The 25,989-nt window shown below is 44.6% G+C and carries 25 protein-coding genes; 2 read left to right on the forward strand and 23 right to left on the reverse strand.

Features of this window, described 5'->3' with window-relative positions; all coding sequences use genetic code 11:
• Positions 1-119: 119 nt before the first annotated feature.
• The 11 genes from LCH52_00420 to LCH52_00470 form a co-directional block, all read right to left on the reverse strand.
• Complete coding sequence (locus tag LCH52_00420) at positions 120-1,238, reverse strand: isocitrate/isopropylmalate dehydrogenase family protein (protein MCA0386934.1); 1,119 nt, start codon at positions 1,236-1,238, stop codon at positions 120-122.
• A gap of 117 nt (positions 1,239-1,355) precedes the next feature.
• Positions 1,356-2,495 (reverse strand): sodium ion-translocating decarboxylase subunit beta, encoded by a 1,140-nt coding sequence (locus LCH52_00425; protein ID MCA0386935.1) that lies wholly within the window; start codon positions 2,493-2,495, stop codon positions 1,356-1,358.
• A 1-nt stretch (position 2,496) separates the two neighbouring features.
• Positions 2,497-2,937: a biotin/lipoyl-binding protein gene (locus LCH52_00430; protein ID MCA0386936.1), complete on the reverse strand. Its 441-nt coding sequence runs from the start codon at positions 2,935-2,937 to the stop codon at positions 2,497-2,499.
• A gap of 14 nt (positions 2,938-2,951) precedes the next feature.
• Positions 2,952-3,482 (reverse strand): OadG family protein, encoded by a 531-nt coding sequence (locus LCH52_00435; GenBank protein MCA0386937.1) that lies wholly within the window; start codon positions 3,480-3,482, stop codon positions 2,952-2,954.
• A 10-nt stretch (positions 3,483-3,492) separates the two neighbouring features.
• Positions 3,493-5,046 (reverse strand): acyl-CoA carboxylase subunit beta, encoded by a 1,554-nt coding sequence (locus tag LCH52_00440; GenBank protein ID MCA0386938.1) that lies wholly within the window; start codon positions 5,044-5,046, stop codon positions 3,493-3,495.
• Positions 5,047-5,070: 24 nt separating this feature from the next.
• Positions 5,071-5,481 (reverse strand): methylmalonyl-CoA epimerase, encoded by a 411-nt coding sequence (gene mce / locus LCH52_00445; protein ID MCA0386939.1) that lies wholly within the window; start codon positions 5,479-5,481, stop codon positions 5,071-5,073.
• Positions 5,482-5,646: 165 nt separating this feature from the next.
• Positions 5,647-8,763 (reverse strand): choice-of-anchor A family protein, encoded by a 3,117-nt coding sequence (locus LCH52_00450; protein ID MCA0386940.1) that lies wholly within the window; start codon positions 8,761-8,763, stop codon positions 5,647-5,649.
• 216 nt (positions 8,764-8,979) lie between these two features.
• Entirely contained in the window at positions 8,980-9,429 is a 450-nt protein-coding gene (locus LCH52_00455; protein MCA0386941.1) for a MarR family transcriptional regulator, read from the reverse strand.
• Positions 9,430-9,432: 3 nt separating this feature from the next.
• The gene (locus LCH52_00460) at positions 9,433-10,017 is read right to left on the reverse strand and encodes a YceI family protein (protein MCA0386942.1); all 585 of its coding nucleotides are present in this window, start codon (positions 10,015-10,017) and stop codon (positions 9,433-9,435) included.
• A gap of 81 nt (positions 10,018-10,098) precedes the next feature.
• The gene (locus LCH52_00465) at positions 10,099-11,694 is read right to left on the reverse strand and encodes an ATP-dependent DNA ligase (GenBank protein ID MCA0386943.1); all 1,596 of its coding nucleotides are present in this window, start codon (positions 11,692-11,694) and stop codon (positions 10,099-10,101) included.
• Entirely contained in the window at positions 11,691-12,707 is a 1,017-nt protein-coding gene (locus LCH52_00470) for a ligase-associated DNA damage response exonuclease (protein MCA0386944.1), read from the reverse strand. Before LCH52_00470 ends, LCH52_00465 begins: the two co-directional genes overlap by 4 nt.
• A 145-nt stretch (positions 12,708-12,852) precedes the next feature.
• On the opposite strand from LCH52_00470, the gene LCH52_00475 reads away from it, so the two are divergent.
• The gene (locus LCH52_00475; protein MCA0386945.1) at positions 12,853-13,872 is read left to right on the forward strand and encodes an endonuclease/exonuclease/phosphatase family protein; all 1,020 of its coding nucleotides are present in this window, start codon (positions 12,853-12,855) and stop codon (positions 13,870-13,872) included.
• A complete protein-coding gene (locus LCH52_00480) occupies positions 13,872-15,347 on the forward strand; it encodes an aminotransferase class I/II-fold pyridoxal phosphate-dependent enzyme (GenBank protein ID MCA0386946.1) in 1,476 nt (491 codons plus the stop codon). The genes LCH52_00475 and LCH52_00480 overlap by 1 nt, the downstream gene beginning before the upstream one ends.
• A gap of 832 nt (positions 15,348-16,179) precedes the next feature.
• Here the strand turns inward: LCH52_00480 and rlmB are convergent.
• The 12 genes from rlmB to LCH52_00540 all read right to left on the reverse strand — a co-directional run bounded on the left by rlmB (position 16,180) and on the right by LCH52_00540 (position 25,897).
• Positions 16,180-16,920: a 23S rRNA (guanosine(2251)-2'-O)-methyltransferase RlmB gene (rlmB, locus tag LCH52_00485; GenBank protein MCA0386947.1), complete on the reverse strand. Its 741-nt coding sequence runs from the start codon at positions 16,918-16,920 to the stop codon at positions 16,180-16,182.
• Complete coding sequence (locus tag LCH52_00490; GenBank protein ID MCA0386948.1) at positions 16,917-17,801, reverse strand: prolipoprotein diacylglyceryl transferase; 885 nt, start codon at positions 17,799-17,801, stop codon at positions 16,917-16,919. The genes rlmB and LCH52_00490 overlap by 4 nt, the downstream gene beginning before the upstream one ends.
• Positions 17,802-18,323: a hypothetical protein gene (locus LCH52_00495; GenBank protein MCA0386949.1), complete on the reverse strand. Its 522-nt coding sequence runs from the start codon at positions 18,321-18,323 to the stop codon at positions 17,802-17,804. It abuts the gene before it with no gap.
• Between the two features lie 15 nt (positions 18,324-18,338).
• Complete coding sequence (locus LCH52_00500; GenBank protein ID MCA0386950.1) at positions 18,339-18,812, reverse strand: PTS sugar transporter subunit IIA; 474 nt, start codon at positions 18,810-18,812, stop codon at positions 18,339-18,341.
• A 73-nt stretch (positions 18,813-18,885) separates the two neighbouring features.
• Positions 18,886-20,088, reverse strand: coding sequence for an ornithine--oxo-acid transaminase (rocD, locus tag LCH52_00505; protein ID MCA0386951.1), 1,203 nt, complete (start codon positions 20,086-20,088; stop codon positions 18,886-18,888).
• Positions 20,089-20,265: 177 nt separating this feature from the next.
• Complete coding sequence (gene mnhG, locus LCH52_00510; protein MCA0386952.1) at positions 20,266-20,583, reverse strand: monovalent cation/H(+) antiporter subunit G; 318 nt, start codon at positions 20,581-20,583, stop codon at positions 20,266-20,268.
• On the reverse strand, positions 20,580-20,849 hold the full coding sequence (locus LCH52_00515; GenBank protein ID MCA0386953.1) for a cation:proton antiporter: 270 nt from the start codon (positions 20,847-20,849) through the stop codon (positions 20,580-20,582). The genes mnhG and LCH52_00515 overlap by 4 nt, the downstream gene beginning before the upstream one ends.
• On the reverse strand, positions 20,849-21,325 hold the full coding sequence (locus LCH52_00520) for a Na+/H+ antiporter subunit E (protein ID MCA0386954.1): 477 nt from the start codon (positions 21,323-21,325) through the stop codon (positions 20,849-20,851). The genes LCH52_00515 and LCH52_00520 overlap by 1 nt, the downstream gene beginning before the upstream one ends.
• Entirely contained in the window at positions 21,322-22,827 is a 1,506-nt protein-coding gene (locus LCH52_00525; protein MCA0386955.1) for a Na+/H+ antiporter subunit D, read from the reverse strand. The genes LCH52_00520 and LCH52_00525 overlap by 4 nt, the downstream gene beginning before the upstream one ends.
• A 4-nt stretch (positions 22,828-22,831) precedes the next feature.
• The gene (locus LCH52_00530; GenBank protein MCA0386956.1) at positions 22,832-23,185 is read right to left on the reverse strand and encodes a Na+/H+ antiporter subunit C; all 354 of its coding nucleotides are present in this window, start codon (positions 23,183-23,185) and stop codon (positions 22,832-22,834) included.
• 1 nt (position 23,186) lies between these two features.
• A complete protein-coding gene (locus LCH52_00535; protein ID MCA0386957.1) occupies positions 23,187-23,606 on the reverse strand; it encodes a Na+/H+ antiporter subunit B in 420 nt (139 codons plus the stop codon).
• Positions 23,606-25,897: a DUF4040 domain-containing protein gene (locus LCH52_00540; GenBank protein ID MCA0386958.1), complete on the reverse strand. Its 2,292-nt coding sequence runs from the start codon at positions 25,895-25,897 to the stop codon at positions 23,606-23,608. The genes LCH52_00535 and LCH52_00540 overlap by 1 nt, the downstream gene beginning before the upstream one ends.
• Positions 25,898-25,989 lie beyond the last annotated feature (92 nt).

The following is a 25,989-nucleotide window of genomic DNA, read 5'->3' on the forward strand; positions in this document are numbered from 1 at the left end:
AAATTCTTAATTGCACTATAGTGTTGTTTTTGTAATAAACCGCAAAGACCGCTAAGTTGCGCGAAGATTAAAAAACTATCTTTGCGCTCTCTGCGTCCTTTGCGGTTAAACATTTTATCTTAAATATACGCTGCTATTGCTTCTGCCATCTCGAGGGTTTTGGTATCGCCACCCATATCATAGGTTTTGAATTTACCTTCTTCGATAACACGGGCAACGGCACTCTCCACTTTTTCGGCAAGTTCTGTTTCACCAAGCCATTCAAGCATCATTTTTGCTGCGAGAATTGTAGCTATTGGATTTACTTTGTACTGTCCGAAATATTTTGGAGCTGAGCCGTGTGTCGGTTCAAATACAGCGAGTTTTTCACCGATATTACCGGAGCAGCCAAAACCGAGTCCACCCACCATCTGGGCACAGAGATCGGAAATGATGTCACCGAAGAGATTGGTGGCAACGAGTACATCATAGTTGTGGGGATTCTTTAACAGCCACATTGTGATTGCATCAATGTTTGCGTCGTCCATCTGAATTTCAGGATAATCTTTTCTGACCTCTTTTGCGATGTCAAAGAAAAGTCCGTCAGTGGCTCTAACGACATTGGCTTTGTGCACAATGGTTACTTTTTTGCGGTTGTTTTTGCGGGCATATTCAAAAGCAGCTCTGATGATTTTTTCAGAACCTTTTTTGGTATTTATTTTGCAGTTAATTGCATAATCATCGGCACCGAGTCCGGCGAAAACGGAGAAAGGTTTCGAATGTTTTGCAAGTACTTCAGCAACTTCTTCCGGAACGGGAGCGAACTCAACGCCGCAATAGAGATCTTCGGTGTTCTCTCTGAAAACTACGAGATCAATATTGTCCTTATAGTTGAGTGCGTTTCCTTTGTATCCTTTAGCAGGTCTTAGACAGTTGTAAAGGTCGAACATCTGACGCATTCTGACGATCGGTGACCTGTAAACAAGTCCTTTGCCCTGAAGCTCGGGAATCAGTTCCGCTTCCGAATCTTTTTTAGGTTTTGAAGTGATGGCACCAAACATGGCAGCATCAACATTTTTAAGCAATTCAATTGTTCTTTCAGGGAAGGCATCTCCTTCTGTTCTCCAGAATTCCCAGCCGATGTCTCCGTGAATATACTCAGCATCCAAGCCCGTTTTATCGAGCACTATCTTCGCGGCTTCAAGCACCTCAATGCCTATGCCATCGCCCGGCAACCAGGCTATTTTATATTTTGCCATTATTTTCTCTCCGTATTTACATTGTTAACCAAAAAAAATTATTAGTTATGAATTATGAGTTATCAGTTGAACCCGGCACTGGTGTTAGCCGAAATTCGTAACTCATAACTAAAAAAGTCATCCCGTCATAAAGCTGAGGAGAATACCTGCAGCTACTGCACTTCCGATAACACCCGCGACATTTGGTGCCATCGCGTGCATCAGGAGATGATTCGTTTTATCATATTCCAATCCGATAACTTGTGAAACTCTCGCACTGTCAGGAACAGCAGAAACACCTGCATTTCCGATAAGCGGATTTATCTTGTCACCCGGTTTTAAAAAGAGGTTCATAACCTTTACAAACAGAACACCTCCCGCAGTGGCAACAATAAAGGATACGGCTCCAAGAACAAAGATCAGTATCGACTTCGGCGTGAGAAATGTAGTTGCCTGTGTGGAGGCACCCACAGTAAGGCCGAGGATAATCGTTACAACATCGATCATGGGTCTGGCTGCGGTATCTGCAAGTCTTTTTGTTACTCCGCTCTCTTTTAGGATGTTACCAAAGAAGAGGGTTCCCAAAAGAGGGAGTGCACTCGGTGAAATGAAGGTGGTAAGAAGCAGACCAAGAATCGGAAAAAGAATTTTCTCTGTTCTCGAAACCACTCTCGGGGGCTTCATTCTGATGAGCCGTTCCTTTTGATTGGTAAAGAGTCTCATAACAGGCGGCTGAATCAGCGGAACCAGTGCCATATATGAATAAGCTGAAATTGCGATTGCACCTATCAGATGCGGCGCCAGTTTTGATGCGAGGAAGATAGCGGTTGGACCGTCAGCTCCGCCGATAATACCAATTGATGCGGCTTCGTTTGGTGTAAAACCAAGCATAATTGCGCCAATAAATGTGGCGAAGATCCCAATTTGAGCCGCTGCCCCTATCAGAATCAACTTGGGATTCGACAGGAGCGTGGAAAAATCGGTCATTGCTCCAATTCCAAGAAAAATTAATGGCGGGTATATACCATTTAGTACACCAAAATAGAGATAATTAAGAGTGCTTCCTTTTTCATAGATGCCTATACCAAGACCGGCATTCTCTAAAAAAGGTATATTCCCCACTATTATCCCAAACCCAATGGGAACCAAAAGTAATGGTTCATACTCTTTGGTGATGGCAAGATAAATAAAGAGCAACCCTACAATAATCATAACGATATGTCCAATCGTTATGTTAGCGAAGGAAGTGTATTCGATAAACTTGGTAATACTCTCCACTTTAATCTCCTATTACTAACAGGAGATCACCTTCCATAACAGTATCACCTTGCTTTACAACCAGTTCCTTTATAGTACCCGGTTTGTCGGCATCTATCTTGTTTTCCATCTTCATGGCTTCAAGTATAAGGAGTTTGTCTCCCATCTTGACTTTGTCACCAACTTTGACGAAGACTTCCAAAATCGTACCAGGCAGCGGACTTTTGATTCCGCCGGTTGCTTTTGGGGCTGGTTTCGTCGTCTTAACAGTCGATTTATCAACATCTGTCGATGGAACTGCTCTCTCTCTTACGAGTTTGGGAGTTATCGGCTGAGCGAGTTTTTTCTCAATCTCTACTTCATAGACCGATCCGTTTACTTCTATTTCGGCAGTATCACCCTCGATGTTCTTAACCTGTACATGGTAATCGTTGCCGTTTATTTTAAAGTTAAATTTTTTCATTGTTTCCTCATTAATTACCAGTTTCTGGGGTGGCGGCGAAGGTTATAAATCTTGGAGCTCCATGGAGTGTACATTCTGGAGACCCTGTTGATCGTCAGAATCGTATTTTCCTGGTCGTGATTTGCGTTAAAGAATGAGTACAAAGCCATTGCTATGGCGGCATTCACTTCAGCGCTCATCTCTTCCTTCGGTTGACTTCCTTCCTTTTCAGGACTTCCTTTCGCATGTTTTTTTGCAACTGATTTTTTGATCAGATTACTCGCCAAAGAAAATGAAAGATAAAGGGCAGCGAGTGCAAAAAACACAACTCCCATTCCAATAACCGTCAGGACAAAGCTGTTGCCATTTCCTTTGATGTCATCCATCGTATTAGCAGGGTTGAAGTGTATCAGTTCGCTTACATTCTCATCTTTCACAGGCTGTTTAAGAGAATCAGCCGCCTGAACTTTCGCCGTATCAACTTTTGCAGTTGCATTATTCTGTGGCAAGGCAACAGACACCATCAGCAAAAGAAGAAAAAGCAGCAGAAATTTTGTTTGTTTCATGGCTTCTTCCTTATAGCGGTATGTTAGCGTGTTTCTTAGGCGGAAGTGTATCCTTCTTTGTAGCGAGCGACTGCAATGCCCGGATTACTCTGAAACGGGTATTTCTTGGCTCGATTACATCATCAAGGTAGCCATATTTTGCAGCAACATAGGGAGAGGCAAACTTGTTTTTGTACTCTTCCTCTTTCTGCTTGATGAATTCCACTCTTTCCTTGTCATCGGTAATGGCACTTATTTCCTTGTTGTGAAGTATTTCTATAGCACCTTTTGGACCCATAACTGCTATTTCGGCTGTGGGCCATGCGTAGTTGATGTCGCCTCTAAGGTGTTTCGAACCCATAACATCATAGGCTCCACCATAGGCTTTTCTAAGTACGATTGTAACTTTTGGAACTGTTGCCTCACCATAAGCGAAAAGAAGTTTTGCTCCGTGGATGATGATTCCGCCATATTCCTGAGCCGTGCCGGGAAGGAAGCCGGGAACATCTACAAAGGTTACAACTGGAATGTTGAAAGCATCGCAGAATCTTACAAAACGGGCTGCTTTTCTGGATGAATTAATGTCCAAAACACCGGCAATATAATTTGGCTGATTTGCTACAATTCCAACGGGCATCCCATTGAATCTTGCAAAACCAATCACTATGTTCGGAGCAAAGTGCCGCTGAATTTCCACAAATTCGTTATAATCAACCACTGCGTGAATAACATCTCTTACATCGTAAGGAACCGACGGATTATCAGGAATTATTGAATTGAGATGGTCTTCAAGCCTGTCAATCGGATCATCACAAGGTGCCAGCGGGGGATCTTCAAGATTGTTCTGTGGCAGAAAGCTTAAAAGTTTTCTTATAAGCAGTATTCCCTCTTCTTCATCTTCAGCGATAAAATGGGAAACACCCGACTTGGAACCATGAACATATGCACCCCCCAGTTCCTCATCTGTTACATCTTCACCCGTTACGGTTTTTACAACTTTTGGTCCTGTCACAAACATGTAACTGGTGTCCCTCGACATCAGGATAAAATCGGTAAGCGCAGGTGAATAAACAGCGCCGCCCGCACAAGGTCCAAATATTGCCGAAATCTGTGGGATTACACCGGAGGCAAGAATGTTTCTTTCAAATATTTCTGCATAGCCTCCAAGTGATTTAACACCTTCCTGAATACGGGCACCGCCTGAATCGTTGATACCAATTACAGGAGCGCCAACTTTAAGGGCTTTGTCCATTACCTTGCAAATCTTTTCAGCATACATTTCTGACAGGGAACCGCCAAAAACGGTAAAATCCTGCGAAAAGATATATACAAGCCTTCCATCAATTGTGCCATAACCGGTAACAACACCATCAGAGAGGTACTGTTGCTGATCGAGACCGAAATCGATGCAACGGTGCGATACAAACATGTCAAACTCTTCGAAACTCCCGGGATCGAGAAGAAGATCAATCCTCTCCCTCGCTGTCATCTTACCTTTTTTATGTTGTGCTTCTATTCTTTTTTCACCGCCACCCATACGGGCTTGTTTGCGGAGATCCATCAATTCTTTTATTTTTTGTTCCATATATGTATACCTCGGAAACCGAAATTAATTTTCCGGATGTTCGCACAGTTCAGTGAGAACGCCCAGAGTTGATTTTGGGTGCAGGAAGGCGATATTCAATCCCTCAGCACCTTTTCTTGGTTGTTTATCTATCAGTGAAACTCCTTTAGCCGCAGCATCATCCAGCGACTCCTGCAAACCTTTGGCTGCAAAAGCGATGTGATGAATTCCGGGTCCTTTTTTTTCAATGAATTTGGCGACAGGTCCGTCGGGTGCGGTCGATTCGAGGAGTTCTATTTTGGTCTGCCCTATCTGGAAAAAGGCGGTTTTTACTTTTTGATCTGCCACTTCTTCAATTTTGTAGCATTTCAAACCCAGTATATTTTCATAATAAGCGATTGCTGCTTCCATGTTTTCAACAGCAATCCCGATATGTTCTATGTGTGTTAGATTCATTTTTCTGTCCAAAATATAATAAATCAGGTTATAAAACATCGTAAAAATGTTCGAATCTAACAAATCTTTTTCACGGGTTGACAAAAAAAAAGCCGCCCTTTTTAAGGGGCAGCTTCCTCAACATCATCAAACAAAAATTAATCACTCATAAGTCATAACTCAGAACTACTTCAGAAGTACCATCCTCTTTGTTTCAACAAATGAACCGGCCTGGATTCTGTAGAAGTAAATTCCACTGGTGAGGTTTCTCGCATCGAAGGAGACTTTATGGCTTCCCTTTGCAAAACTGCCTTCTGCCAAAACTGTCACTTCCCTGCCTGTAACATCATAAACTTTCAATACGACTTCTGACGCTTCGGGAAGGTTAAATCCGATCACAGTCGAAGGATTGAATGGATTGGGGTAATTCTGCGATAGTGAGAAGACCTCGGGATTCAGAATCTCCTTTTCAGTTCCGATGGAGGTGGTAGGTGAATTGTTGACATACAACCCGCCGGCAGATGTAAATGCAATGAGTGAACCGGAAGTTGGATTTATTATAATCGAGGATACTTCAAGTCCGCCCATTCCCATGTAGTTCCAGTCATCTGTCATGGCATCCATGGAACCGGTGTTAAGAGTGAATACACCCGCACCCCATCCGCTTACAAAAACATGATTCTGTGGATCGGTTACAATTGAATAAATATGGGTGGCGGTAAGGTTATTGTTTATCGCATACCATGTTGCACCGTTATCAATCGATCTGTAAACTCCACCGCCATAAGTTCCGGCATAGATTCTGCCGTTGGCACTCTGACCGAGCGACCAGATAAACTGATAGTTGAGTGTGGTCTTCGTCCATGTGGCTCCGTTATCATCTGATTTATACAAGCCACCGTTAAATGTACCTGCATAAATTGTACCGTTTGAAGCTGTGAGCATTGCAGTAACTGCAGTCGACTGAAGTCCCGCGTTGCTCTGTGACCAGGTTGTACCACCGTTGGTCGATTTAAAGACTCCTTCACCCCATGTTCCGGCATAAAGGACACCACTCTTGATGGTAAGCGATCTTACATCTTTGTTAACCATTCCGGTGATATTCCAGGTTGCACCGTTGTCAGTCGATTTGAAGACTCCAAGTTCAGTGGAGGCATAAATCGTTGACCCGGTAACATCGATATCCCAAATGTATCCAACATTCATTGTGGGATTAATGCGCTCCCATGAAACACCGTTATCAGTCGATTTCAATACTTTTCCGCCCCATGTACCTGCAAGAATATTGCCCGAGTCGTCATAAGTCGAAACCCATACCATGTCTGTCAGACCCGAGGGTTGAGCCGGTTGCCAGTTTACGCTTCCTGTCTGACCTGGGTCGCCGTAACCGGCAAGGGTAATCATCGCCGAGGCGTAGTTGTTTGTTGTGTCAAGATCAGTCTGATCCATCGACACCACTTCGGCTGAATTGAGAATGTCACGGGTAACGGGAAGTGTACCATTAAAATAATTTGTCTGATTTGGAGCAGAGTTAAACTGTCCCGAACCGTACATCTCCCTTACAATCACCTGTCCGTTAATCACGCCTGAAGGGAAATCAAGGTGAGCTTTTGGAGCAAGAATCGAACCTCTTACATCTATGAAACTGATCTTGAGATTCAAGGCATCATGGAAATTGTAGAGCACATTGCTGTGTGCGGTTCCGTTTACGATTACATCTCCCGACCACTTGACATCAGATGAATCAACATTCACCAGCACAACCGCACCATTTGGTGCATTAATTGTAAAGTTCGTGCAGTTTGAAAGGGTTTTTCCCGAAATGTTGAAGACATTAAGGAAAGGATTGTATCCGTAAAGCTGTATTCCGCTGCTGTTGTAGGTAATAGTTCCGGTTGTGTTGTATGCCGACAGCGAAGCTGAAAGGGAATTAAGATATGCCCCGGCAGCAAGGAAATTGATTACACTGTCTTTTCTTACGGTACCGTCGATGATTGAAACCTGATTTATCGGAAGGTTGGAAACACCACCGTAAACCACATTTCCACCCGTTACATTACCGCTTATGAACATCAGATTGTTTCCGACTATAAGCACATCAGCAGTTCCGCCCGAAGCGGGAAGAAGGTCACCGAGCGAATAGCTTGCAAAATATGCATTTTTCCCGACGGCTACTTTACCTTCTGAATCAGCAGAAGGCTGGGTAAGATCACCAAGTGTGAAGATGTTAAAATCTTTTGCAGGACCGAGATCAAATGCCGCCTGGCTGATCGATTTTATCGATACCTTGCCCTGAAGTGTAAGGGTTGCTGTCGCATTTATTGCGAGCGATGCGATCCTCCAAAGTCCTGTGGCGGTATCATAGGTTCCTGTGCTAACGGAATGTCCCTGATATTTGATCCCTTTTGGTAACACATCCTTCAACACAACATTGGTTGCACCATCGGTACCGAGATTTTTTGCTGTAATTGTGAAATTAACAATCTCGTTGTCCGAGGGATTCGCCTTGTCAACTGTTTTCGTCAGTTTCAGGTTGGCAACTGTTGCCCCAGTCGGATTGCTGATGAAAGGGATATTTGTGTAGCTTACGCCATTTGGCGGATTTGCTGTTGCATAGAAAACGACATCATTAAAATCCTGATCACCACCACGGTAACGGGAAATATCCTCGAATGCCAGCACAATTCTTCCTGAATTCAGGTCGTTCAGGAGCACATTATGCTGACGAAGGTCGGGAGTTGGTGCCCAGTTTAAATTTCTGTTTGAATAGTTGATCCAGTTTCCCTGAGTCACATTCGGTGATCTGAAACCGTCTGCAACGACAAACCATCCGATAACGGTACCGGGCTGGAATCTCCCGATTTTCACTTTATTTCCCGCTACAAGTCCACCGCCTGAATTCTTGGCTGATGAGTTCGGAAAAATGAGTGTCATGGTATTCATGATATCATTCACAGTCTGGGGAGGGGTGTTTACATTGTAGGTATAAAATCCCAGAGCATTTTTATATCCGGCTCCTTCAGAAACGAAGGTAACCCAGACATCTGATTCCTGAAGAATGTAAAGATTGGTTTGTATTGTGTCGTTCAAAAATTCAGGGTGACTCGTGGGGAGTCTCACATACTCCGGAAGTGTCGCACTTATTCTGTTAAGAAGTGATTGTGGGATCACATCACTTACCGACTCAAGATAGTTGGGAACGCCATCACTGTTCCAGGTACCGAGCGTCTTGTATACTATTGTCTGTGCTCCGGCAGGGATCACCAACAGTATTGCGATTAAAAGTGTAACAAGGTTTTTCATGACCTGATCTCCGTTTTTTTGATGCAAGACCAAAGAACAAACCGTTCTTATGAATCTGTAAATTGTCAAATTTCTTAATCTAACTTAATCAAATTGGTATTCGTATTATGTAAGATTCGTTAAAAAAGATAATTCTTGCGATGTAACGGGGAAAGGGCGGGTTAAAATAAAAAAAGGCTGCTTCCAAATGATGAAAACAGCCTTGCGGAATGGTTATTAGCCTCTTAGCTTATCGAGGAGATCATTAAGAACTGTGGCTTCCTCCGGAGAGATGTTTTTCAGAAGTTTATACATCTGTTCCTCTGCTACATCAATCTTCGAGAGTATGTCCAGGCCTTCCTGTGTGATGGTGATGTCCACCCTCCGCCTGTCGATTTCACACGACTTTCTCACAAGCAACCCTTTTTCCAGCAGCCTGTCTACAAGTCTGGAAGCATCAGACATCTTGTCGAGCATTCTTTCTTTCAACAGATTTACTGTTGCCGGCTTCGGATATTGCCCCCTTAGAATTCGGAGGATGTTGTACTGTTGCACAGTAAGCCCGAATTCCCGCATTATGGGAGAATGTTTCGCCACAAGCCAGTTGTTGGTGTAAATCAGATTTACTACCGCTTTCTGATACTCGTCTCTGAATTTTTTCTGTTTGATCTCTTCTTCTAAGCGCATAATTTATTTTTTAATGAGTGTTACATTTATGTTTAATGTTACATCATCACCGACAACAAAACCGCCACCATCGAGGGCTTTGCTCCAGTTAATGCCAAAATCTTTTCTGTTTACTTTACCTGTAAGTTTAAAACCGGCTTTTGTGTTTCCCCATGGATCTTTTTTCACACCACCGAAAGTACCGCTGAGTGTAACTGATTTTGTTACACCTCTCATTGTAAGATTTCCAATGAGTTTGTAGTTGTTTCCACTTGTTTTCTTCATCGAAGTACTTTTAAATGTAAAATTAGGAAATTTTTGTGTGTAAAAAAAGTCTTCGCTTCTTAAATGTTCGTCTCTTTTCGGTTCGTCTGTATCAACGCTGCCTGCATCAACGGTAAAACTGATCAGAGCATCCACAAAATCCTCTTTTGCAGTGGTGACAGATCCGTCAAATTTCTTGAAATAACCATCGACATCTGTGATGAGCATGTAGTCAACGCTGAAACCGATTTTTGAGTGAGTTTTATCAAATGACCATGATGACTGAGCAAATGATGCACCTGTAAGCATTACCGCGAGTGCCAGTGAAAGAAGTGTTCTTCTCATTTTTGTATCTCCATTTTTGATGGGTGTGTGATTAATTAACATTTTTTGTATATGTAATATATGTTAAAACATTTAATGTTACTACATAGTTCCCGGAGATACAAGTTTTTTTATTTGCCCGAGAGAATCAGCATCTTTTATCGAGAGGTCTTTCCGCCACCTCGCTATCCTCGGGAATCTTACAGCTATTCCACATTTGTGGCGGCTCGAAAGTTGAATCCCCTCAAATGCTATCTCAAAAACCAGTTTTGGGGTAACTGACCGGACGGGACCAAACTCTTCGATCGTGTTTTGCTTCACAAATTTGTCCACTTCAACAATTTCCTCATCTGTGAGTCCTGAATATGCTTTGGCAAAAGGAACAAGCCTTCCGTTATCCCAAACTGCGAAAGTGTAATCAGTAAAAAGCCCTGCCCTCCTTCCATGACCCGCCTGGGCATAGAGTAAAACGGCATCAACAGTTATGGGATCAACTTTCCACTTCCACCAGTCACCCCTTTTTCTGCCTGCCTGATAAAGGGAATTGAGCCGTTTCAGCATCACCCCTTCAACCGATCTTTCGCGTGAACGGGAACGCAATTCATCAAGCTCTCCAAAATCAGAAAATTGAATGACAGGTGACAGAATAATCCTCTCTGAACTGCCGCCTTTAAGAAGTACCTCCAGTTTTTTTCTTCTTTCAGTGAGTTTTTCGTTTCTAATATCTTCGCCCGAAAATTCAAGAATATCAAAAACGACGAATGAGACGGGGTATTCCTTTATCATTTTCTGCGAGACGGTTTTCCGGCCGATCCTTTTTTGCATTTTGGCAAAGGACTGCGGAGACCCGTCCTCCCACACCAGCAACTCTCCGTCGAGCACGGTACCATCCGGGAGTGATTTCGCCGCTTCAGCAATCTCGGGAAACTGATCATTAATTATCTCCTCCCCTCTCGACCAGATAAAGACTTCCCCTTTCCTTTTGATGAGTTGAGCTCTGATTCCGTCATATTTCCATTCCGCAATCCAAAGCCCCGGGTCTCCGAGACTTTCATGAGGAATATCAAGAGGGTGTGCCAGACAAAAAGGATAAGGCCTGCTGATATCCCCCGATTCATCATCTTTTGAAACAAGATATCTGTAAAACTCAAGAGTTGGTTGCCACTTCCCCATCAGGCGGTGCGTAAGGACATTCTGGTCGATCCCTGTATGCGCAGAGAGAGCTTTCACGATGGTTTGTGTGGAGACACCGATTCTGAATCCACCCGATATCAGCTTTGTAAAGATAAACCTCTCATCATTCCCAAGCGACAGCCATGCTGCAACAATAGCTTCCTTCTGCTCTTCGTTCGTCATTTTTCCCAAAGGAAGTATCACCTCCTCCACCCAATCCGTCAGACTCTTCCCGCGCCCCGTCCCGCCTCCTTTTACCAACAGAGAAATGGTTTCAGCCAGATCGCCAACATTTTCATAACATTCTTCAAAGAGCCAAAGAGGAATTGCCGCAGCTTCCGCTCCCCACGCTCTCAAACCGGAAATTTTAACCGCTCTTTTGGGTCTGTTACCCGAAAGGAAGGCAACTACATAAATCTGATCTTTTTCGGGAGCTGTTGAAAAGAATTTCAAGAGGGCTTCCTGCTTCCCGTTGTTGCTTGTGGTCTCTTCGAGGTCTCTGAAAAGTTCTGCAAACTCTCTCACGCTGTCATCTCCCCCGCATACCCAGAGTCACCCGAAAAAGCCGTCTCCAAGGGTTCAGCGTCATATCCAATTTCTCTAAGATACCGGGTGAACTGCTGCGAGAAGCCGTGAGTTGCAAGTATCTTCTCCGCACCCGTAGCCTCCACAGCCCGTAGAAGTCCTTTCCAGTCTGCATGATCCGAGAGGACAAACCCCCGACCGATGTTTCCCATTCTTCTTCTCCCTCGAACCATCATCCAGCCCGATGCGAATGCGGTGGTATATTCTCCGGTTCCGGCAAGCCACGCTTCCGTACCGTTTGCCTGAGGTGCAACCACGATGGAACCCGGTTCAATCCGGTTACCTGCAAGCCTCTCTACCGGAAGTGTATCAGGCAACCATACACCCGCCTCACGGTAGCAGCGATTCATTTCATCTACAGGACTGGTTACATAAATCTGTCCGGTTTCGGGATTTAACGATGCCAGCAGCCGCTGAGCCTTTCCGAGAGAATAACCCAAAAGGAGGGAGGTTATTCCATCCTTTTTGTTCCTCGCCCACCAATCATCTATCTGCTTCGAGATGTTTTTTGGATCGTCCCAATCGTAAACCGGCAGGGCAAAAGTCGATTCGGTAATAAAGGTATCGCATTTCACGGGCTCAAACGGGGCACAGGTCGGGTTATCGGTGGTTCCAAAATCTCCCGTGAACACGGTCACATTTCCCCCGTATTCAAGTCTGATTTGAGAGGAACCCAAAAGATGTCCCGCCGGATGGAGCGAAACAGTCACTCCGTTTATCCTGATTTCCTCTCCATATTCCAGTGTTTCGAGCGAAATGTCGCTGCCGAGCCTCGTTTTTAGAATCTGTTTTGAATCTTTATGAGCAAGGAAACTCTTCGCAACTCTTCTCGCGTGATCGCTGTGACCATGGGAAATTACTGCCCTGTCGACGAATCCGTGCGGGTCAACATAAAAATCCCCCTGAGGGGAGTAAAGCCCCCGCGGGGTCGTAACCAGTAAACTTCTTGCCATAAACTTCTTTAAATTTTTAATCTCAAATATATGAAACAACTTCCCCTCATTCCTTGTAATACAGACAATTGTAACAATTTTAACCAAATCGGGAATTTTGGAAAAGATTATATTTAAATACTTTATTCAATAAATTTTAAGCAAAATGAAAACTCTCAAAATATTCATCGCCGTTCTGTTTCTGGTTCACTTTTCCGCTTCAAGCCAGAGTCCTGAAAAGTCGATATTTGTGGCATCATACAATGTCGAAAACCTTTTTGATACAATAGACGATCCCACGATCGACGATGCACAGTTCCTTCCCGGAGCGGAATCAAAATGGGATACCGAAAAATATACGACCAAACTTAAAAATCTCGCCCGTGTTATCGACGCGATGAACGACGGCAAAGGTCCCGATGTTCTGGGGCTTGTGGAAGTCGAAAATCTTGGTGTAATTCGTGATCTTCTCGCCCGTCTTAAGGGGAGTAAGAATTACGAAATCATTCATTATGAATCCCCGGACGGAAGGGGTATCGATGTGGCGCTGGTGTACGATAAGGCTCTCTTCACTATGGTGAAGTCAGACACGGCTGTGGTAACCCTGCCGAACAACTGGCCCACACGCTCAATCCTCCATGCAACACTTCTCGCAGAAAACGGAAAAACATTTCACTTCTTCGAAAACCACTGGCCCTCAAGAAGAGGCGGTTCGGATGAGTCGGAAGGCAACAGAATTGCAGCCGCACTTCGCCTGAAAACAGAAACTGATAAAGTTCTGAAAGAGGATCCCTCGGCAAATATTATCATAATGGGCGATTTTAATGACGAACCGGCAGATAAGTCAATCGTTGAAAACCTGAAGGCTCCCGAACTCAAATGCCCCGTCGAGTCACCCGTAAAAGGCGATCAACTCTATAACATCGCTGCGACAAAGAAGAGCAAGGGCGAAGGTTCCTATAAATATCAGGGGCAGTGGAACATGATCGATCAGATGATTATCTCGGGAAATCTCGCCAACAATGGCTATGTCTGCGACTCCTACGGCATTTTTAATCCCGAATTTATTCAGCAAAAAGGGGGCAAGTACGAGGGTTCATCTCTCCCCACATTCGGCGGGAAAAAATATCTCGGCGGTTACAGCGACCATTTCGCAATCTACGCAAAATTTAAACTGACGAAATGATGAAAAACGAAATCAATGACCTGCTCGGAATTTTCCTTGGACCCAAAGCCGAAAACACACCCCTTTTCAAGGAGCTTCTACTCAAAGTGGTGGACAGTCACGATGCAATAAGGAAATCCGCCTTCCCTGAAGACACCTCTCTTATTACGGAGTCACGGGCGTCGCAGTCATTGATTTCAGAACTGGATAAATTTCTCGATCTCCAAAAGAAAAATCTCCCTTATTTCCATCCCCGCTATTCCGCTCAGATGCTGAAGGACCCGACAATCCCCTCAGTTCTTGGGTATCTGGCATTTATCCTTTCCAATCCCAACAATCACGCCTGGGAGGGAGGTCCCGTTACCACAGAGATGGAACTCGAAGTAACGGATACACTTCTGAAGATGTGCGGGTTCAAAACAGGCTGGGGGCACCTCGCAAGCGGCGGCTCCCTCGCTAACACTGAAGCACTCTGGGCAGCAAGGGATCACTACGGGAACGGAAGGGTCTTCTTCTCGGAGGTGTCCCACTACTCGTGGAAAAGAATCTGCAAAATCCTGAGCATCGACTCCTTCGAGGAAGTGGCAGTCGACGGTAATTTCAGAATGAGCCTCAACTCCCTCGAGGAAGGACTGAAGAAGTGCAGCAATCCCCTTATGGTTATTGCTAATTTTGGCTCCACAGGTGCCGGAACCGCCGATGACATTGAAGGCATTCTCGAACTTAAAAAGAAATACAATTTCCACCTCCACATCGATGCAGCCTACGGTGGCTTTTTCAGATCATGCATCCTCGATGATTACTTCAACCTTCTGCCGTTCAATCCGGAAGGAGATATTTCGCTCCATTCATACACCCAAATGAAGCATTTTGCAGAAGCGGATTCAATAACCATCGATCCGCACAAACAGGGTTTTATGCAATATGGTGCCGGTGCTGTTATCTATAAGGATGAGGCTCTGAGAGAACCCCTCTCAAACACTGCTCCCTACACTTATCATAAAACCGACAAACCAAACATCGGTATGTTCTCCCTCGAGGGAAGCCGGCCCGGTGCCATGGCTGCTGCCTGCTACCTGACATACAAGGTCATGCCTCCCGTTGCCTCCGGACTTGGACAGCTCCTCAATCTCTCAATAGCATCCGCAAACAAATTTCATTCCCTGATCGAAGAATCGGGAAAATTCAAAAATTTCAACAGACCCGACCTCGATATCTGCACCTTCTATGCAAACAAAGGTACGACAGCTAAAGATATCAACGACTCTAATCTCGCAATCTACCAAAAACTCTCCGTCGAAAACCCCGATGCAGAATTCATCATTTCAAAATTCGTCACTTCCGCCGAAATTGCCTCCCGCGCCATCCCCGGACTCATCAACCCCGAAAACGAAAATTTCTCAGCTCTTCGCTCCGTCTTCATGAAACACTGGAATGCCCTCGATGACTTCAGATATGTGAAACTTCTGGTGGAAAAGCTGAATTTTGAAGTTTGAGGTTTGAGGTTTGAGGTTTGAAAGGGGACGCGGATACACGCAGATTAGACAGATTTACGCGGATGGAGTTTTCATAATCTGAAAAGGAGCGACAATCGTCTCGATTGTCCTGCCGACAATTTTGAGCCCTTGTGGCGACATGTGGGTAGAGTTCGCAGATACACGCAGATTAGACAGATTTACGCGGATAGAGTTTTCATAATCTGAAAAGGAGCGACAATCGTCTCGATTGTCCTGCCGACAATTTTGAGCCCTCCGGGCGACATATGGATAGAGTTCGCAGATACACGCAGATTAGACGGATTTACGCGGATGGAGTTCTAAAATCGGAAAAGGAGCGACAATCGTCTCGATTGTCCTGCCGACAATTTTGAGCCCTTCGGGCGACATGTGGGTAGTATTATTTCTCTATAATAATCCCAAAATTTCCATAGTGGAATGTTTAAATATTTTTTTGTTCTATTTTATCCATATGTCGCCACAAGGGTTCTTTTGATCATCAGGTCGCAGTCTGTTTTATTCTCTATCCGCAGTATATTTGAGTTTTTCGGATTCTATTACGAAATAATCATAAGTTTTTCGGATTCTATTACGAAATAATTATATGTCTTTCGGAATACGGTTGATTTTGTGAAATTGGGAGTGTATTGAGTCGTTAATTTTGTCGACAGGACAATCGGGACGATTGTCGCTCCTCTTCAGATTTTAAAACTCATCTGCGTAAATCCGTCTAATCCGCGTGTATCTGCGTACCTAAAAAAATCCTCTTCTACCTGGGAATGAATTTCCAGGCTATTGATTTTTCAGCCCTCAGCCTTCTCTCTTCATCCTTCTACCAAATTCCTCTTTCTCTCAGGATATTGAAGAGGGTGACGCCTGTGGCGACAGAAACATTGAGGGATTGAATTTTACCGAGCATGGGGATGGTGACGATGAAGTCGCATTTGTCTTTTACGAGGCGGCGGATCCCTTTTTCTTCATTGCCGGAGATTACGAGAAGGGGGGATGTGTAGTCAATTTTGGGTTTGTGAGGATTGTCTTCGAGGGCGAGTCCAAGAGACCAAAAGCCTGCCTTCTGACACTCTTCGATGGCAGCCACGAGATTGTTTACTTCGGCAATTTTCATGTGTGCGGCGGCACCTGCCGAGGTTTTGAATGCTGTGATGTTTAAGGGGGCACTTCCATGTTTTGTGACGATGATTCCATCGACTCCGGCACATTCAGCAGAACGGATGATGGCACCGAGATTGTGGGGATCCTGCACGGAATCGAGTGCGAGGAGAAGTTTGTTCCTTTTAAGGGAGAGCGAAATCAGTTCCTGAAGTGCGACCGTCTGGAATGCCTGAACCTTTGCAGCAACTCCCTGGGTGGTTTCATGTCCGCGGGTAAGATCGGCAAACTTTTTCGCATCAATTTCGGAGACCTGGATTCTTCTTTTGCCGGCAAGTTCCGAAATTTCTTTTAGCAGTTCACCTTTGATACCGCGTTGAAAAAAAACGATATCAACTTTGGCAGTGGCTTTAAGAGCTTCCAAAACGGGTTTTCTGCCCGCTATAACGATCGATTCGCTCACTTTTTGGTTTTCTTTGCCGCTTGTTTTTCTTCTTTTTTCGGTTTCAGTGAATCTGGTGGAACAAACCTTGGCTTGTCGGGATTCTGAATTGTATAGTAGTAGAAGCCCCAGGCACCTGCAAAAAAGAGTCCGAGAGCCACGAGTTGAGCTTCACTTAGTCCGAGAAACAGTCTGGGATTCAGTCTGATAAATTCGATCATGAATCTTTCGAGACCGGCAAAAATGAGATAGATTGAAAACAGTTTCCCTGTGGGCCAGTCTTTTGTCCTTAGTTTCCACAACCCGAATGATAAAACACACATCAGAAGAAACTCATAGATCGGAGTCGGGTGAAGCGGTGTGTTGTCGGGCACCATTCCACCGGGGAAGGCTTTACCCACTTCCGTGCCGAGGAACATCAGTGAAGGTTTTACAATACCGTGCTCATAATTGGTACCCCACGGCAGATCGGTTGGCAGACCGTAGTCACCGTCGCCGGCGAGGTGACAGCCGATTCTTCCGATACCGTAGGCAAGAGCGAGCGCCGGAGCTACTGCATCAGCCACAAAGAGGAACGGGATTTTCTTCTGTCGCATCCTGAGGAATATCGCGAGCATGGCGAGTAGAAGCCCACCGTGGAATGTCAGGCCGCCGGGAGAGAAAATCGCAGCCACGGGGTCGGTTCTGAATTCACCGGGATTAGCCAGCAGGTGAAAAAGCTTGCTTCCAGCCACACCAAAGACGATGGCGAGTAGTGTAATTTCAGTGGCAAAATTGGTATCAACTCCCCTTCTTTCAAACTCCTTCGAGAGCATCCAGCTTGCGACAATGAATGAAATTCCAAGCATCAAGCCGTAACTGTGAACTGTAAAGGGTCCGATTGTCAATATTTCAGGATACATCTATCTGTCAACCTCTTCAAAAGTGTTTAACTCGGGGGCAAGACGGAAACCGCAGAAAAGCCTGTTGTTTTTCTTGTCAGGCATCGAATCTTCAACCAGCAGCATTTCCTTCTTGTAGATATTAAAATCAACTGAAATGGAGTTTATACTGCCATCCTGTTTGATAACATTAAATGTGTGTTTACCGAAGAGGTCTTCAAAAAAGAGGTCGACCCGTGCGGGACCTGCCTGAACATAATAAGCCTGCCGGGTGTTAAGACCAAGCAGGCTTATATCAATAGTGTTCCTGACCTTCCTGACATCCACCGATATCTCGTAGTTCAGATAAACAAACTCTTTTACTGTCATTATAGTCAGCACATGGAACTGTTTTTTCTGAACTTTGTCGAAGTAGTAGTAAACCATCGCCTTGTATTCGATAGAATCCTCTGTTTTCACCGGAGTGGTATTCATCATCTTGTCGATGGTCTTTTTTCGTGTTTTGGGTATCTTTGGGACACCCTCTTGCTTGCGTAAAGGCATCAGTTTTCTGTCAGATTACAGGTTTTCGTAGTAGGTTTCTTCTTCGGTGTTGAAGATATTCATTATTTCGTCAGAAGTTTTGGCTTCCATCAGTTTACGACGGAACTCATCCTTCGTCATCATTCTCGATATCCTGCTGAGAAGTTTGATGTGGAGGCTGACGAGATTTTCCTTCCCCACGAGAAGAAAAACGAGGTGAACGGGCTGACCGTCATGCGCATTATACTCCACAGGGTGCGAAGCTTTTCCAAATGCACAGAGTATCTCCGTTATTGCGTCTGTCTTGCCGTGAGGAAGTGCAAAGTTTTTGCCAATTCCCGTTGATATTATTTTCTCTCTCTCAAAAACTGAAGTTCTTACTTTTTCGAGATCGTTTACACGAGGATCTTCAGCAAAAAGATCCACCATTTGGTTAATAACTTCTTCTTTTGTGTTACCTGAGAGTTCAGGAATTATGAATTCCTTTTTCAGCAGATCAGAAAGTTTCATTTTTCTTATTCCGATTCTTTAATGTTTGAGAATAAAAATGATCAATATCTCACGGTATTGAAAATTGTTTTTGTCATGCCATCAGAAGGACTTCACGGATGTGACCGAGAGCCTCATCTATTTCCGCTTTTGTAATCACAAGCGGAGGAGCGAAACGGATAACATGAGTATGTGTTTCTTTACATAAAATTCCTCTTTCAGCGAGTGCTTCGCAGAATCTTCTGGCACCGCCCGACGACTCATGCAGCTCTACACCGATGAACAATCCTTTCCCTCTGATCTGTTTTACATGAGATGAGGCGATTTTGGAAAGTTCTGCACGGAAGTAGTTTCCGAGTTCAAATGAGTTCTCAACGAGCTTCTCTTCAACCAGAACTTTAAGGCTCTCTCTTGCCACTGCGGCACCGAGAGGATTACCGCCGAAAGTCGATCCGTGATCACCGGGATTGAAAACCCCCAGCACTTCCCTGTCGGAAAGAACTGCTGACACAGGATAACAGCCTCCTGAAAGGGCTTTCCCTATAATCACTACATCAGGCTTAATCTCTTCATACTGGAAAGCAAAAAGCTTGCCGGAACGACCAAGACCTGACTGAATTTCATCTGCGATGAAAAGTACATTGTGTTTTTTGCACAGGTCAAAAGCCTCTTTCAAATAACCGTCGGGTGGTATTATGATACCTGCTTCTCCCTGAATCGGTTCGATAAGGAACGCGATGGTATCATCATTAATTGCCGCTTTCAGCGATTCAATGTTACCGTATTCAACATTCTGAAAACCGGGGGTAAAAGGACCAAATCCGTCTTTGTACTGTTCTTCAGTCGAAAAACTTACGATGGAGATGGTTCTTCCCGAAAAATTGTTAGTGCAGGTGAGGATTGTCCCTTTATCTTCGGCAATTCCTTTCACCTTGTGTCCCCATTTACGGGCAGCCTTTAGAGCGGTCTCGACAGCTTCAGCACCCGAATTCATCGGAAGCATCATCTGATAACCGGTCAGTTCGCACAATTCCTGAGCGAGCAGAGGCAACTGGTTGTTTCTGAAAGCTCTTGAGGTCAATGTAACCTTTTCTGCCTGATCTTTCAATACCTTTACAATTCTGGGATGGCAATGCCCCTGATTTACCGCTGAATAGGCAGCAAGACAGTCCAAATATTTTTTACCGTCAACATCCCACATATACACACCTTCTGCATGATCAATCACCACATCCAGCGGATGATAATTATGGGCACCAAACTTTTCTTCAATTGCAATATAATCTTTTGAGTTCATGGATATCCTTTTTCAAATTTTAAAAATCTCCGTCCCTAAATGTACCAAAAAAAAGACTCTAAGAGAATTATCAGTTATGAATTATTAGTTATGAATTATGATTTAATCCGGAAATTTTGTGCTAACCCGGGGAAATTCCTGAGTCTCTAATTCAACTAATAACTCATAACTAAAAACTCATAACTTATCCAAGTCATCCCTCTTTGTATTCCAGAGAGGTAATTTGTTAAGATATGCTGCTTTTCCGAGGAGGTGGGATGCCACAGGGGCGGTTATCATCAGGAAAACCACAATAAGAATGGTACGGGACATGATTTCCGTTGTGCCAAAGTGGAATCCGGTGGTAATCAGGATAATGGAGATGCCAAGGGTTGAGGCTTTTGTTGAAGCCGACATTCTAAGATAGATATCGGGCATTTTCACGATACCGAGAGCGGCAAGAAGGACAATGAAACTGCCAAGGATAAGAAAAGCACCTGTGAGTATGTCGCTCATTTTTTACTCCGTAATTGTAGATAATATGCAAATCCCGCTGTACCGAGAAAACTGACAAAGCCGAGGACGAGTCCCGCATCGAGTATGTAGGTCTCGCCGCTTTTTATGGAATAAACCGCGATGAATGCAATTCCGAGGGAGGTTGTAAGGTCCAAAGCCACAACCCTGTCGGCAGTATGAGGTCCCTTCACTAACCTGATTAATACGATAAGCATGGAAAGTGAGATCAGTATCAGAGAGTATGTGACAGCAAATTCAAGAAACATTATTCGAACACCTCCATTATCCTTCTTTCGAAACCTGACTTGATATCTGCAATTACCTTGTCAGGATCACCACCGTACATCAAATGGACATAGAGAAATTTCCTGTCAGGCGACACATCTATGCTGAGAGTCCCGGGGGTGAGGGTAATCAGATTTGCAAGAAGGGTAATCTCGAAGTCACCTTTTAGAGAAAGGGGCACTGCTACAATTGCAGGTTCTGAAAGGAAATGTGGTGTCAGAAGTTCCTTCGCAACATTGTAATTTGACACAATCAATTCCCACAGAAAAAAGAAAAGCAGATTCAATGCCTTAAAGAGTTTTTTTGTGTAGTTTGATGCTCCTATCACCCTCTCGAGGAGGAATATTACACCAAATCCAACTGCCAGTCCTTCAATTAAGGCAAAAATGCCAAAACTGCCTGAAAGGAACATCCAGACAACCGCAAGAGTGATGTTGAGTGAGAGTTTACCCATCATTTGAACCTCAGCACGGAATTGATGTAATCAGTTTTGTTCAACAGTTCCCTTGCAGATTCTGCGGCGGCAGCAAAAAAGGGTGCGGTATAAAACCCGATAATGAGTGTACAAAGTGCCAGAGCCACAGCGGGAGCAATGAGCATTATTTTTTTATTACGGGAAATTGAAGGATATCTGTCAATCTCAGGAACATCCTCGGGCAGATCCTTCCAGAAAACCTCGTTCCAGATTTTCATCATTGAATAGAGGGTAAGAATTGAGACAAAAAGTGACACACCGGTAATCAGCCATGCTTCAGCAGCAAAACCCGCCTTGACCAGTGAAAATTTCGCCCAAAATCCGGAAAGCGGTGGTATCCCGGCAAGTGAAAGGGCGGGAACGAGAAAAAGCAAGCCAAGCAGAGGATATGCCTTGTAGACCCCACCGAGTCTGTCAAGAGCATAACTTCCCTTGATCTCCCTGATTATGCCTCCGACGAGAAACAGATTCGTTTTTACAATGATGTGGTGGATTATATAGAAAATTGCACCCGCAAGGGCGAGGGGAGAATTGAGGGCAAGCCCCATGATCATATAACCTATCTGGCTGACGATGTGAAACGAGAGTATACGCCTTATGTCATTTTGGGCGGCAGCTCCCAAAACACCAACTACCATTGTGAATCCCGCGATGACCAGCAGAATTGTGTGTGTCACTTCCGTGTTGTTATCAAAAATCAGGGTGAATACCCGGATCATGGCATATACACCAACTTTTGTGAGCATTCCTGCAAATACTGCGGAAACGACTGCGGGAGGTGTATGATAGGAAGCCGGTAGCCAGAAGAAAAGTGGAAAAACCGCCGATTTGATTCCAAAAGCTATCAGAAAAAAGATCGCAACGGTTGTTGTAAGCCATTGCTCTTTTATCGCAGGAATCTTCACCGCAAGGTCTGCCATGTTCAGAGTGCCTGCAATTCCATACAATATTCCGACTGCAACAAGGAAAAAGAGTGAGGACACAAGATTGAGCGTTACATATTTTATCGCTCCCTCGAGCTGTGCTTTCGTTCCCCCGAGCGAAATCAGCACGAATGACGACATCAGCATCACTTCGAACCAGACATAGAGATTGAAGATGTCACCCGTAAGGAAACTGCCATTGATCCCCATAAAAAGAGTGGAAAGGAGTGTGTAAAATCCGAATTTCTCCCTTTCAACATCTATCGTTGCGAAGGCATAAAACGAGGAGGCAAAAGCCATTAACCCCGAGATAGCGATCATTATTGCAGCTAATTTATCGACAACAAATGATATTCCAAAGGGTGCCTCCCAACCGCCAACCTGAACAGCATAAGTTCCGGATGTAAAGACATGCTGCAACAGAAAAACGGAAACAAGAAGTACAAAACCTGAGGATGCAGAGAATATTATCCTTTGCGCCTTAATTCTCTCCCTGAAGAAGAGGGTCAGAATTGCGGCAAAAAACGGTATCAGGAGCGGTAATAAAATCAGAAGTTTCATGCCATCACCCCAGCCTGTCTGTTGTGTTCATGTCATCAAGATCGTCAGACTGCAGGCTCTTGTAGTTTTGCTTGAAAAGTACAATAAGAAACGCCTGAACACCAAAACCGATTACAATGGCAGTAAGGATCAATGCCTGTGGAAGGGGATCGGCAAAAGGTTCAAAAGGAGAATCGAGCCCTTCAGGTACAAAAGCTGCCTTCCCGACTGTTATTCTGCCGATGGTAAAGATAAGGAGATTGGCTGCATGCCCCAGAAAAGCAAGACCGATGATCATTTTCACCATGCTTCTTCTGAGAATCATGTATATCCCGACAGCAGTAAGAACTCCTGTGATTATCGCAAGGAAAAGCACCATATCAGCCCTCCTCCTCTTTCTCTGCGAGCGTAAATATCACTTTCACTACCATACCGGTTACAAGGAGATAGACCCCCATATCGAAGAGGACCGGAGTGCCAAACTTTCCGATTACGGGTATTTTCATGTCGAGCCATACTCCCTGCATGAATTCACCACCCGCAATCAAGCCGGGAAAACCCGCAAGAAATGCGACGAACAAACCTGTTGCAATCAGAGTGACGGGAGGGACACGAAGCATTTCACCCGCTTCCTTTACTCCTGAAGAAAGGGTATAGAGGACTATTGCAGCCGATGCCACAAGCCCGCCGACAAATCCGCCTCCGGGTTCGTTGTGTCCTCTGAAGAGAAGGAAGAGGGAAAAGAGGAACAACCCCGGCATCAGATATTTTAATGCAGTTCTAAGAATTAAACTGGGCATTATCCGTCCCTCCTGATCAGTTTCACAAGTCCGTAGATACCAATTGCAGCAATTCCGAGAACGGTTATCTCACCCATAGTATCAATTGAACGGAAGTCGACAAGAATCACATTGACGATGTTTCTCCCCTTCCCTTCAGTAAGGCTTTTCTCAGCAAAAAACTGTTTGAGTTCTGTACTGTGTTCAACGGAATATACCGCAAGAATAACAAATGTGATGAATATCCCAACCGCAGAGGCAATGACAATATCCCTGATCTTGACGCTTTTATTTGATATTTTAAGGAACCGGGGCAATTTGTAAAGTGCAAGCACAAAAAGTATTACCGAGAGGGTCTCGATGGAAAACTGTGTCAAAGCGAGGTCGGGTGCACCGTACAAAATGAAAATCATTGCCATTCCGAACCCCGTAATACCCAGTCCCGTTACGGCATACAGTCTGCTGTTGGCGAGTGCTGCCACAAGTGCCCCCAATATCATTACAAACCCGACGAGGAGCTCATAAACTTCAATCCTGGAATCGATGGAAATTGTATCGACATCGAAGTGGAGGACAAAATAACCTCCGGCAAGAAGTACTGCTGTAGCAAATATTGTGATTATATAATAACGCAAATATCCGTTCTGAAAGAATGCGGTCTGCTTTTTTGAGGTAAGTACCAGAAATTTAAGGGCTTTATCGTAAAGTTTTGACGGCATAAGGTACTCAAGTGGACCGTAAACCTGCGGCAGAAGGTAAAACTTTTCCCTCACCCTGTAGAATCCATAACCTGCAGCAATTGTGGCGAGACTCAGAATGAAAATGAAATTGAAACCGTGCCAAAGCCCCGCCTTTACCACGATCTCCCTTCCCAGAACGGGTGAAACCGCCATTGTCGCGATACCTGAAAGGAGAGATGAGGAAAAAAGTCCGAGAACAAGTCCAAGTGTAGCGGTTACGCCAATGCCAAGAGTAAGAGTAAAATCACCTTCATGCGGTTCTTTTGGGGTTTCACTTCCCTGTCCGAACCATGGATGAAAACCCGCCTGAATCGCGGAAAATACCATCACAACACCCGAGAAGAAAACAGCAAAAACGAGAAAGGGTTCCCCTTTTAGCGCATTTTCATAGAGATATTCCTTACCGATAAATCCTACGAAAGGTATTACACCCGACATGGAAAGTGCAGCCGCAATTCCGGCAAAGGCGGTAACAGGCATTTTCTTTGCCAGTCCTCCCAGTATCCGGACATCCCTCGTTCCCGTCGAGTGATCAATCGCTCCGGCAGTCAGGAAAAGTGTTCCCTTGTAGAGTGCATGTGCCACGAGATAGATTATCATCGTTTTAAGCGCAAGTTCCGTACCGTACCCTATTAGCATCATCAGTGTACCAAGCACACTGAGGGTGGTGTAGGCAAGGATTCGTTTAAGGTCAGTCTGCTTAAGGGCAAGGAATGCACCCAGAATCATTGTATATCCGCCAAACCAGAGGAGAAGATCTCCCCATAAGCCAATCCCCGCAAAAACAGGATTCATACGGGCAACAAGAAATACTCCGGCTTTTACCATCGTGGCAGAATGGAGGTAAGCACTTACAGGTGTGGGAGCCTCCATTGCGTTGGGAAGCCAGAAATGGAAGGGGAACTGTGCGGATTTGGTGAATGCCCCGCCGAGCATAAGCAGAATTATGGCAGTCAGATTGTTGCTTCCCGTTATCAAAGCGGGATTTTTTATCAGTTCAGAGATCGAAAATGTACCCGCAGAAAGATAAATCAGAATAACAGACGCAAGGAGTGACAAACCACCAATTCCCGTTACAAGCAATGCCTGAAGCGCTGCATATCTCGATTCGAGGTATTTGTGTTTGAAACCGATCAGCAGAAATGATGAAAGGGATGTAAGCTCCCAGAATATGAAGAGAAGGAGGAGATTATCGGAGAAAACCACTCCGAGCATCGCTCCCATGAAGATCATTATATAGATGTAGAATTTTACCGTGTCTTTTCCGGTTCCAAGGTAACTCCCCGCAAAAAGGAAGACAGCAGCACCAATTCCCGTAATAATCAATCCAAAAAGAAGACTTAATCCATCAGCCCTCATCGCCAGATCCACCCCCATCGAAGGTATCCAGTCATATACAACAGGAGGGAATCCTGAGACAGGCAACGAGAAGAAATCGAAAAGGAAAAGGAGGAACAAGCCGAGCGGCAGAAGAGAAAAAAGAATACCCGTGACCCGTCCGCTGATATTTTTTGAAATAACAGGAACGAACGGTGCAAAAATGAAGGGAAGCAGCACTTGCAGTATGAGCATTTTACTCTAAACTTCTCTCTTTTGTCAGGATATTATTTGTTTATTGAAATTTTACTTATTATATCTTAACGCTCTTAAGATATTATGAGTTC

Source organism: Bacteroidota bacterium, assembly GCA_020161395.1.
In the GTDB taxonomy this organism is placed as follows: Bacteria; Bacteroidota; Ignavibacteria; order Ignavibacteriales; family Ignavibacteriaceae; genus UTCHB3.

Excerpts from the sequence above, each read along its gene's own strand:
- LCH52_00525 (MCA0386955.1), bottom strand. The coding sequence starts at position 22,827 with ATGAAACTTCTGATTTTATTACCGCTCCTGATACCGTTTTTTGCCGCA.
- LCH52_00455 (MCA0386941.1), bottom strand. The coding sequence starts at position 9,429 with ATGCGCTTAGAAGAAGAGATCAAACAGAAAAAATTCAGAGACGAGTAT.
- mce (MCA0386939.1), bottom strand. The coding sequence starts at position 5,481 with ATGAATCTAACACACATAGAACATATCGGGATTGCTGTTGAAAACATG.
- LCH52_00475 (MCA0386945.1), top strand. The coding sequence starts at position 12,853 with ATGAAAACTCTCAAAATATTCATCGCCGTTCTGTTTCTGGTTCACTTT.
- LCH52_00450 (MCA0386940.1), bottom strand. The coding sequence starts at position 8,763 with ATGAAAAACCTTGTTACACTTTTAATCGCAATACTGTTGGTGATCCCT.
- LCH52_00480 (MCA0386946.1), top strand. The coding sequence starts at position 13,872 with ATGAAAAACGAAATCAATGACCTGCTCGGAATTTTCCTTGGACCCAAA.
- LCH52_00515 (MCA0386953.1), bottom strand. The coding sequence starts at position 20,849 with ATGTTTCTTGAATTTGCTGTCACATACTCTCTGATACTGATCTCACTT.
- LCH52_00520 (MCA0386954.1), bottom strand. The coding sequence starts at position 21,325 with ATGATGGGTAAACTCTCACTCAACATCACTCTTGCGGTTGTCTGGATG.
- rocD (MCA0386951.1), bottom strand. The coding sequence starts at position 20,088 with ATGAACTCAAAAGATTATATTGCAATTGAAGAAAAGTTTGGTGCCCAT.
- LCH52_00440 (MCA0386938.1), bottom strand. The coding sequence starts at position 5,046 with ATGGAACAAAAAATAAAAGAATTGATGGATCTCCGCAAACAAGCCCGT.
- LCH52_00535 (MCA0386957.1), bottom strand. The coding sequence starts at position 23,606 with ATGCCCAGTTTAATTCTTAGAACTGCATTAAAATATCTGATGCCGGGG.
- LCH52_00495 (MCA0386949.1), bottom strand. The coding sequence starts at position 18,323 with ATGCCTTTACGCAAGCAAGAGGGTGTCCCAAAGATACCCAAAACACGA.
- LCH52_00540 (MCA0386958.1), bottom strand. The coding sequence starts at position 25,897 with ATGCTCATACTGCAAGTGCTGCTTCCCTTCATTTTTGCACCGTTCGTT.
- LCH52_00500 (MCA0386950.1), bottom strand. The coding sequence starts at position 18,812 with ATGAAACTTTCTGATCTGCTGAAAAAGGAATTCATAATTCCTGAACTC.
- mnhG (MCA0386952.1), bottom strand. The coding sequence starts at position 20,583 with ATGAGCGACATACTCACAGGTGCTTTTCTTATCCTTGGCAGTTTCATT.
- LCH52_00460 (MCA0386942.1), bottom strand. The coding sequence starts at position 10,017 with ATGAGAAGAACACTTCTTTCACTGGCACTCGCGGTAATGCTTACAGGT.
- LCH52_00530 (MCA0386956.1), bottom strand. The coding sequence starts at position 23,185 with ATGGTGCTTTTCCTTGCGATAATCACAGGAGTTCTTACTGCTGTCGGG.
- LCH52_00435 (MCA0386937.1), bottom strand. The coding sequence starts at position 3,482 with ATGAAACAAACAAAATTTCTGCTGCTTTTTCTTCTTTTGCTGATGGTG.
- LCH52_00420 (MCA0386934.1), bottom strand. The coding sequence starts at position 1,238 with ATGGCAAAATATAAAATAGCCTGGTTGCCGGGCGATGGCATAGGCATT.
- LCH52_00470 (MCA0386944.1), bottom strand. The coding sequence starts at position 12,707 with ATGGCAAGAAGTTTACTGGTTACGACCCCGCGGGGGCTTTACTCCCCT.
- LCH52_00490 (MCA0386948.1), bottom strand. The coding sequence starts at position 17,801 with ATGTATCCTGAAATATTGACAATCGGACCCTTTACAGTTCACAGTTAC.
- LCH52_00430 (MCA0386936.1), bottom strand. The coding sequence starts at position 2,937 with ATGAAAAAATTTAACTTTAAAATAAACGGCAACGATTACCATGTACAG.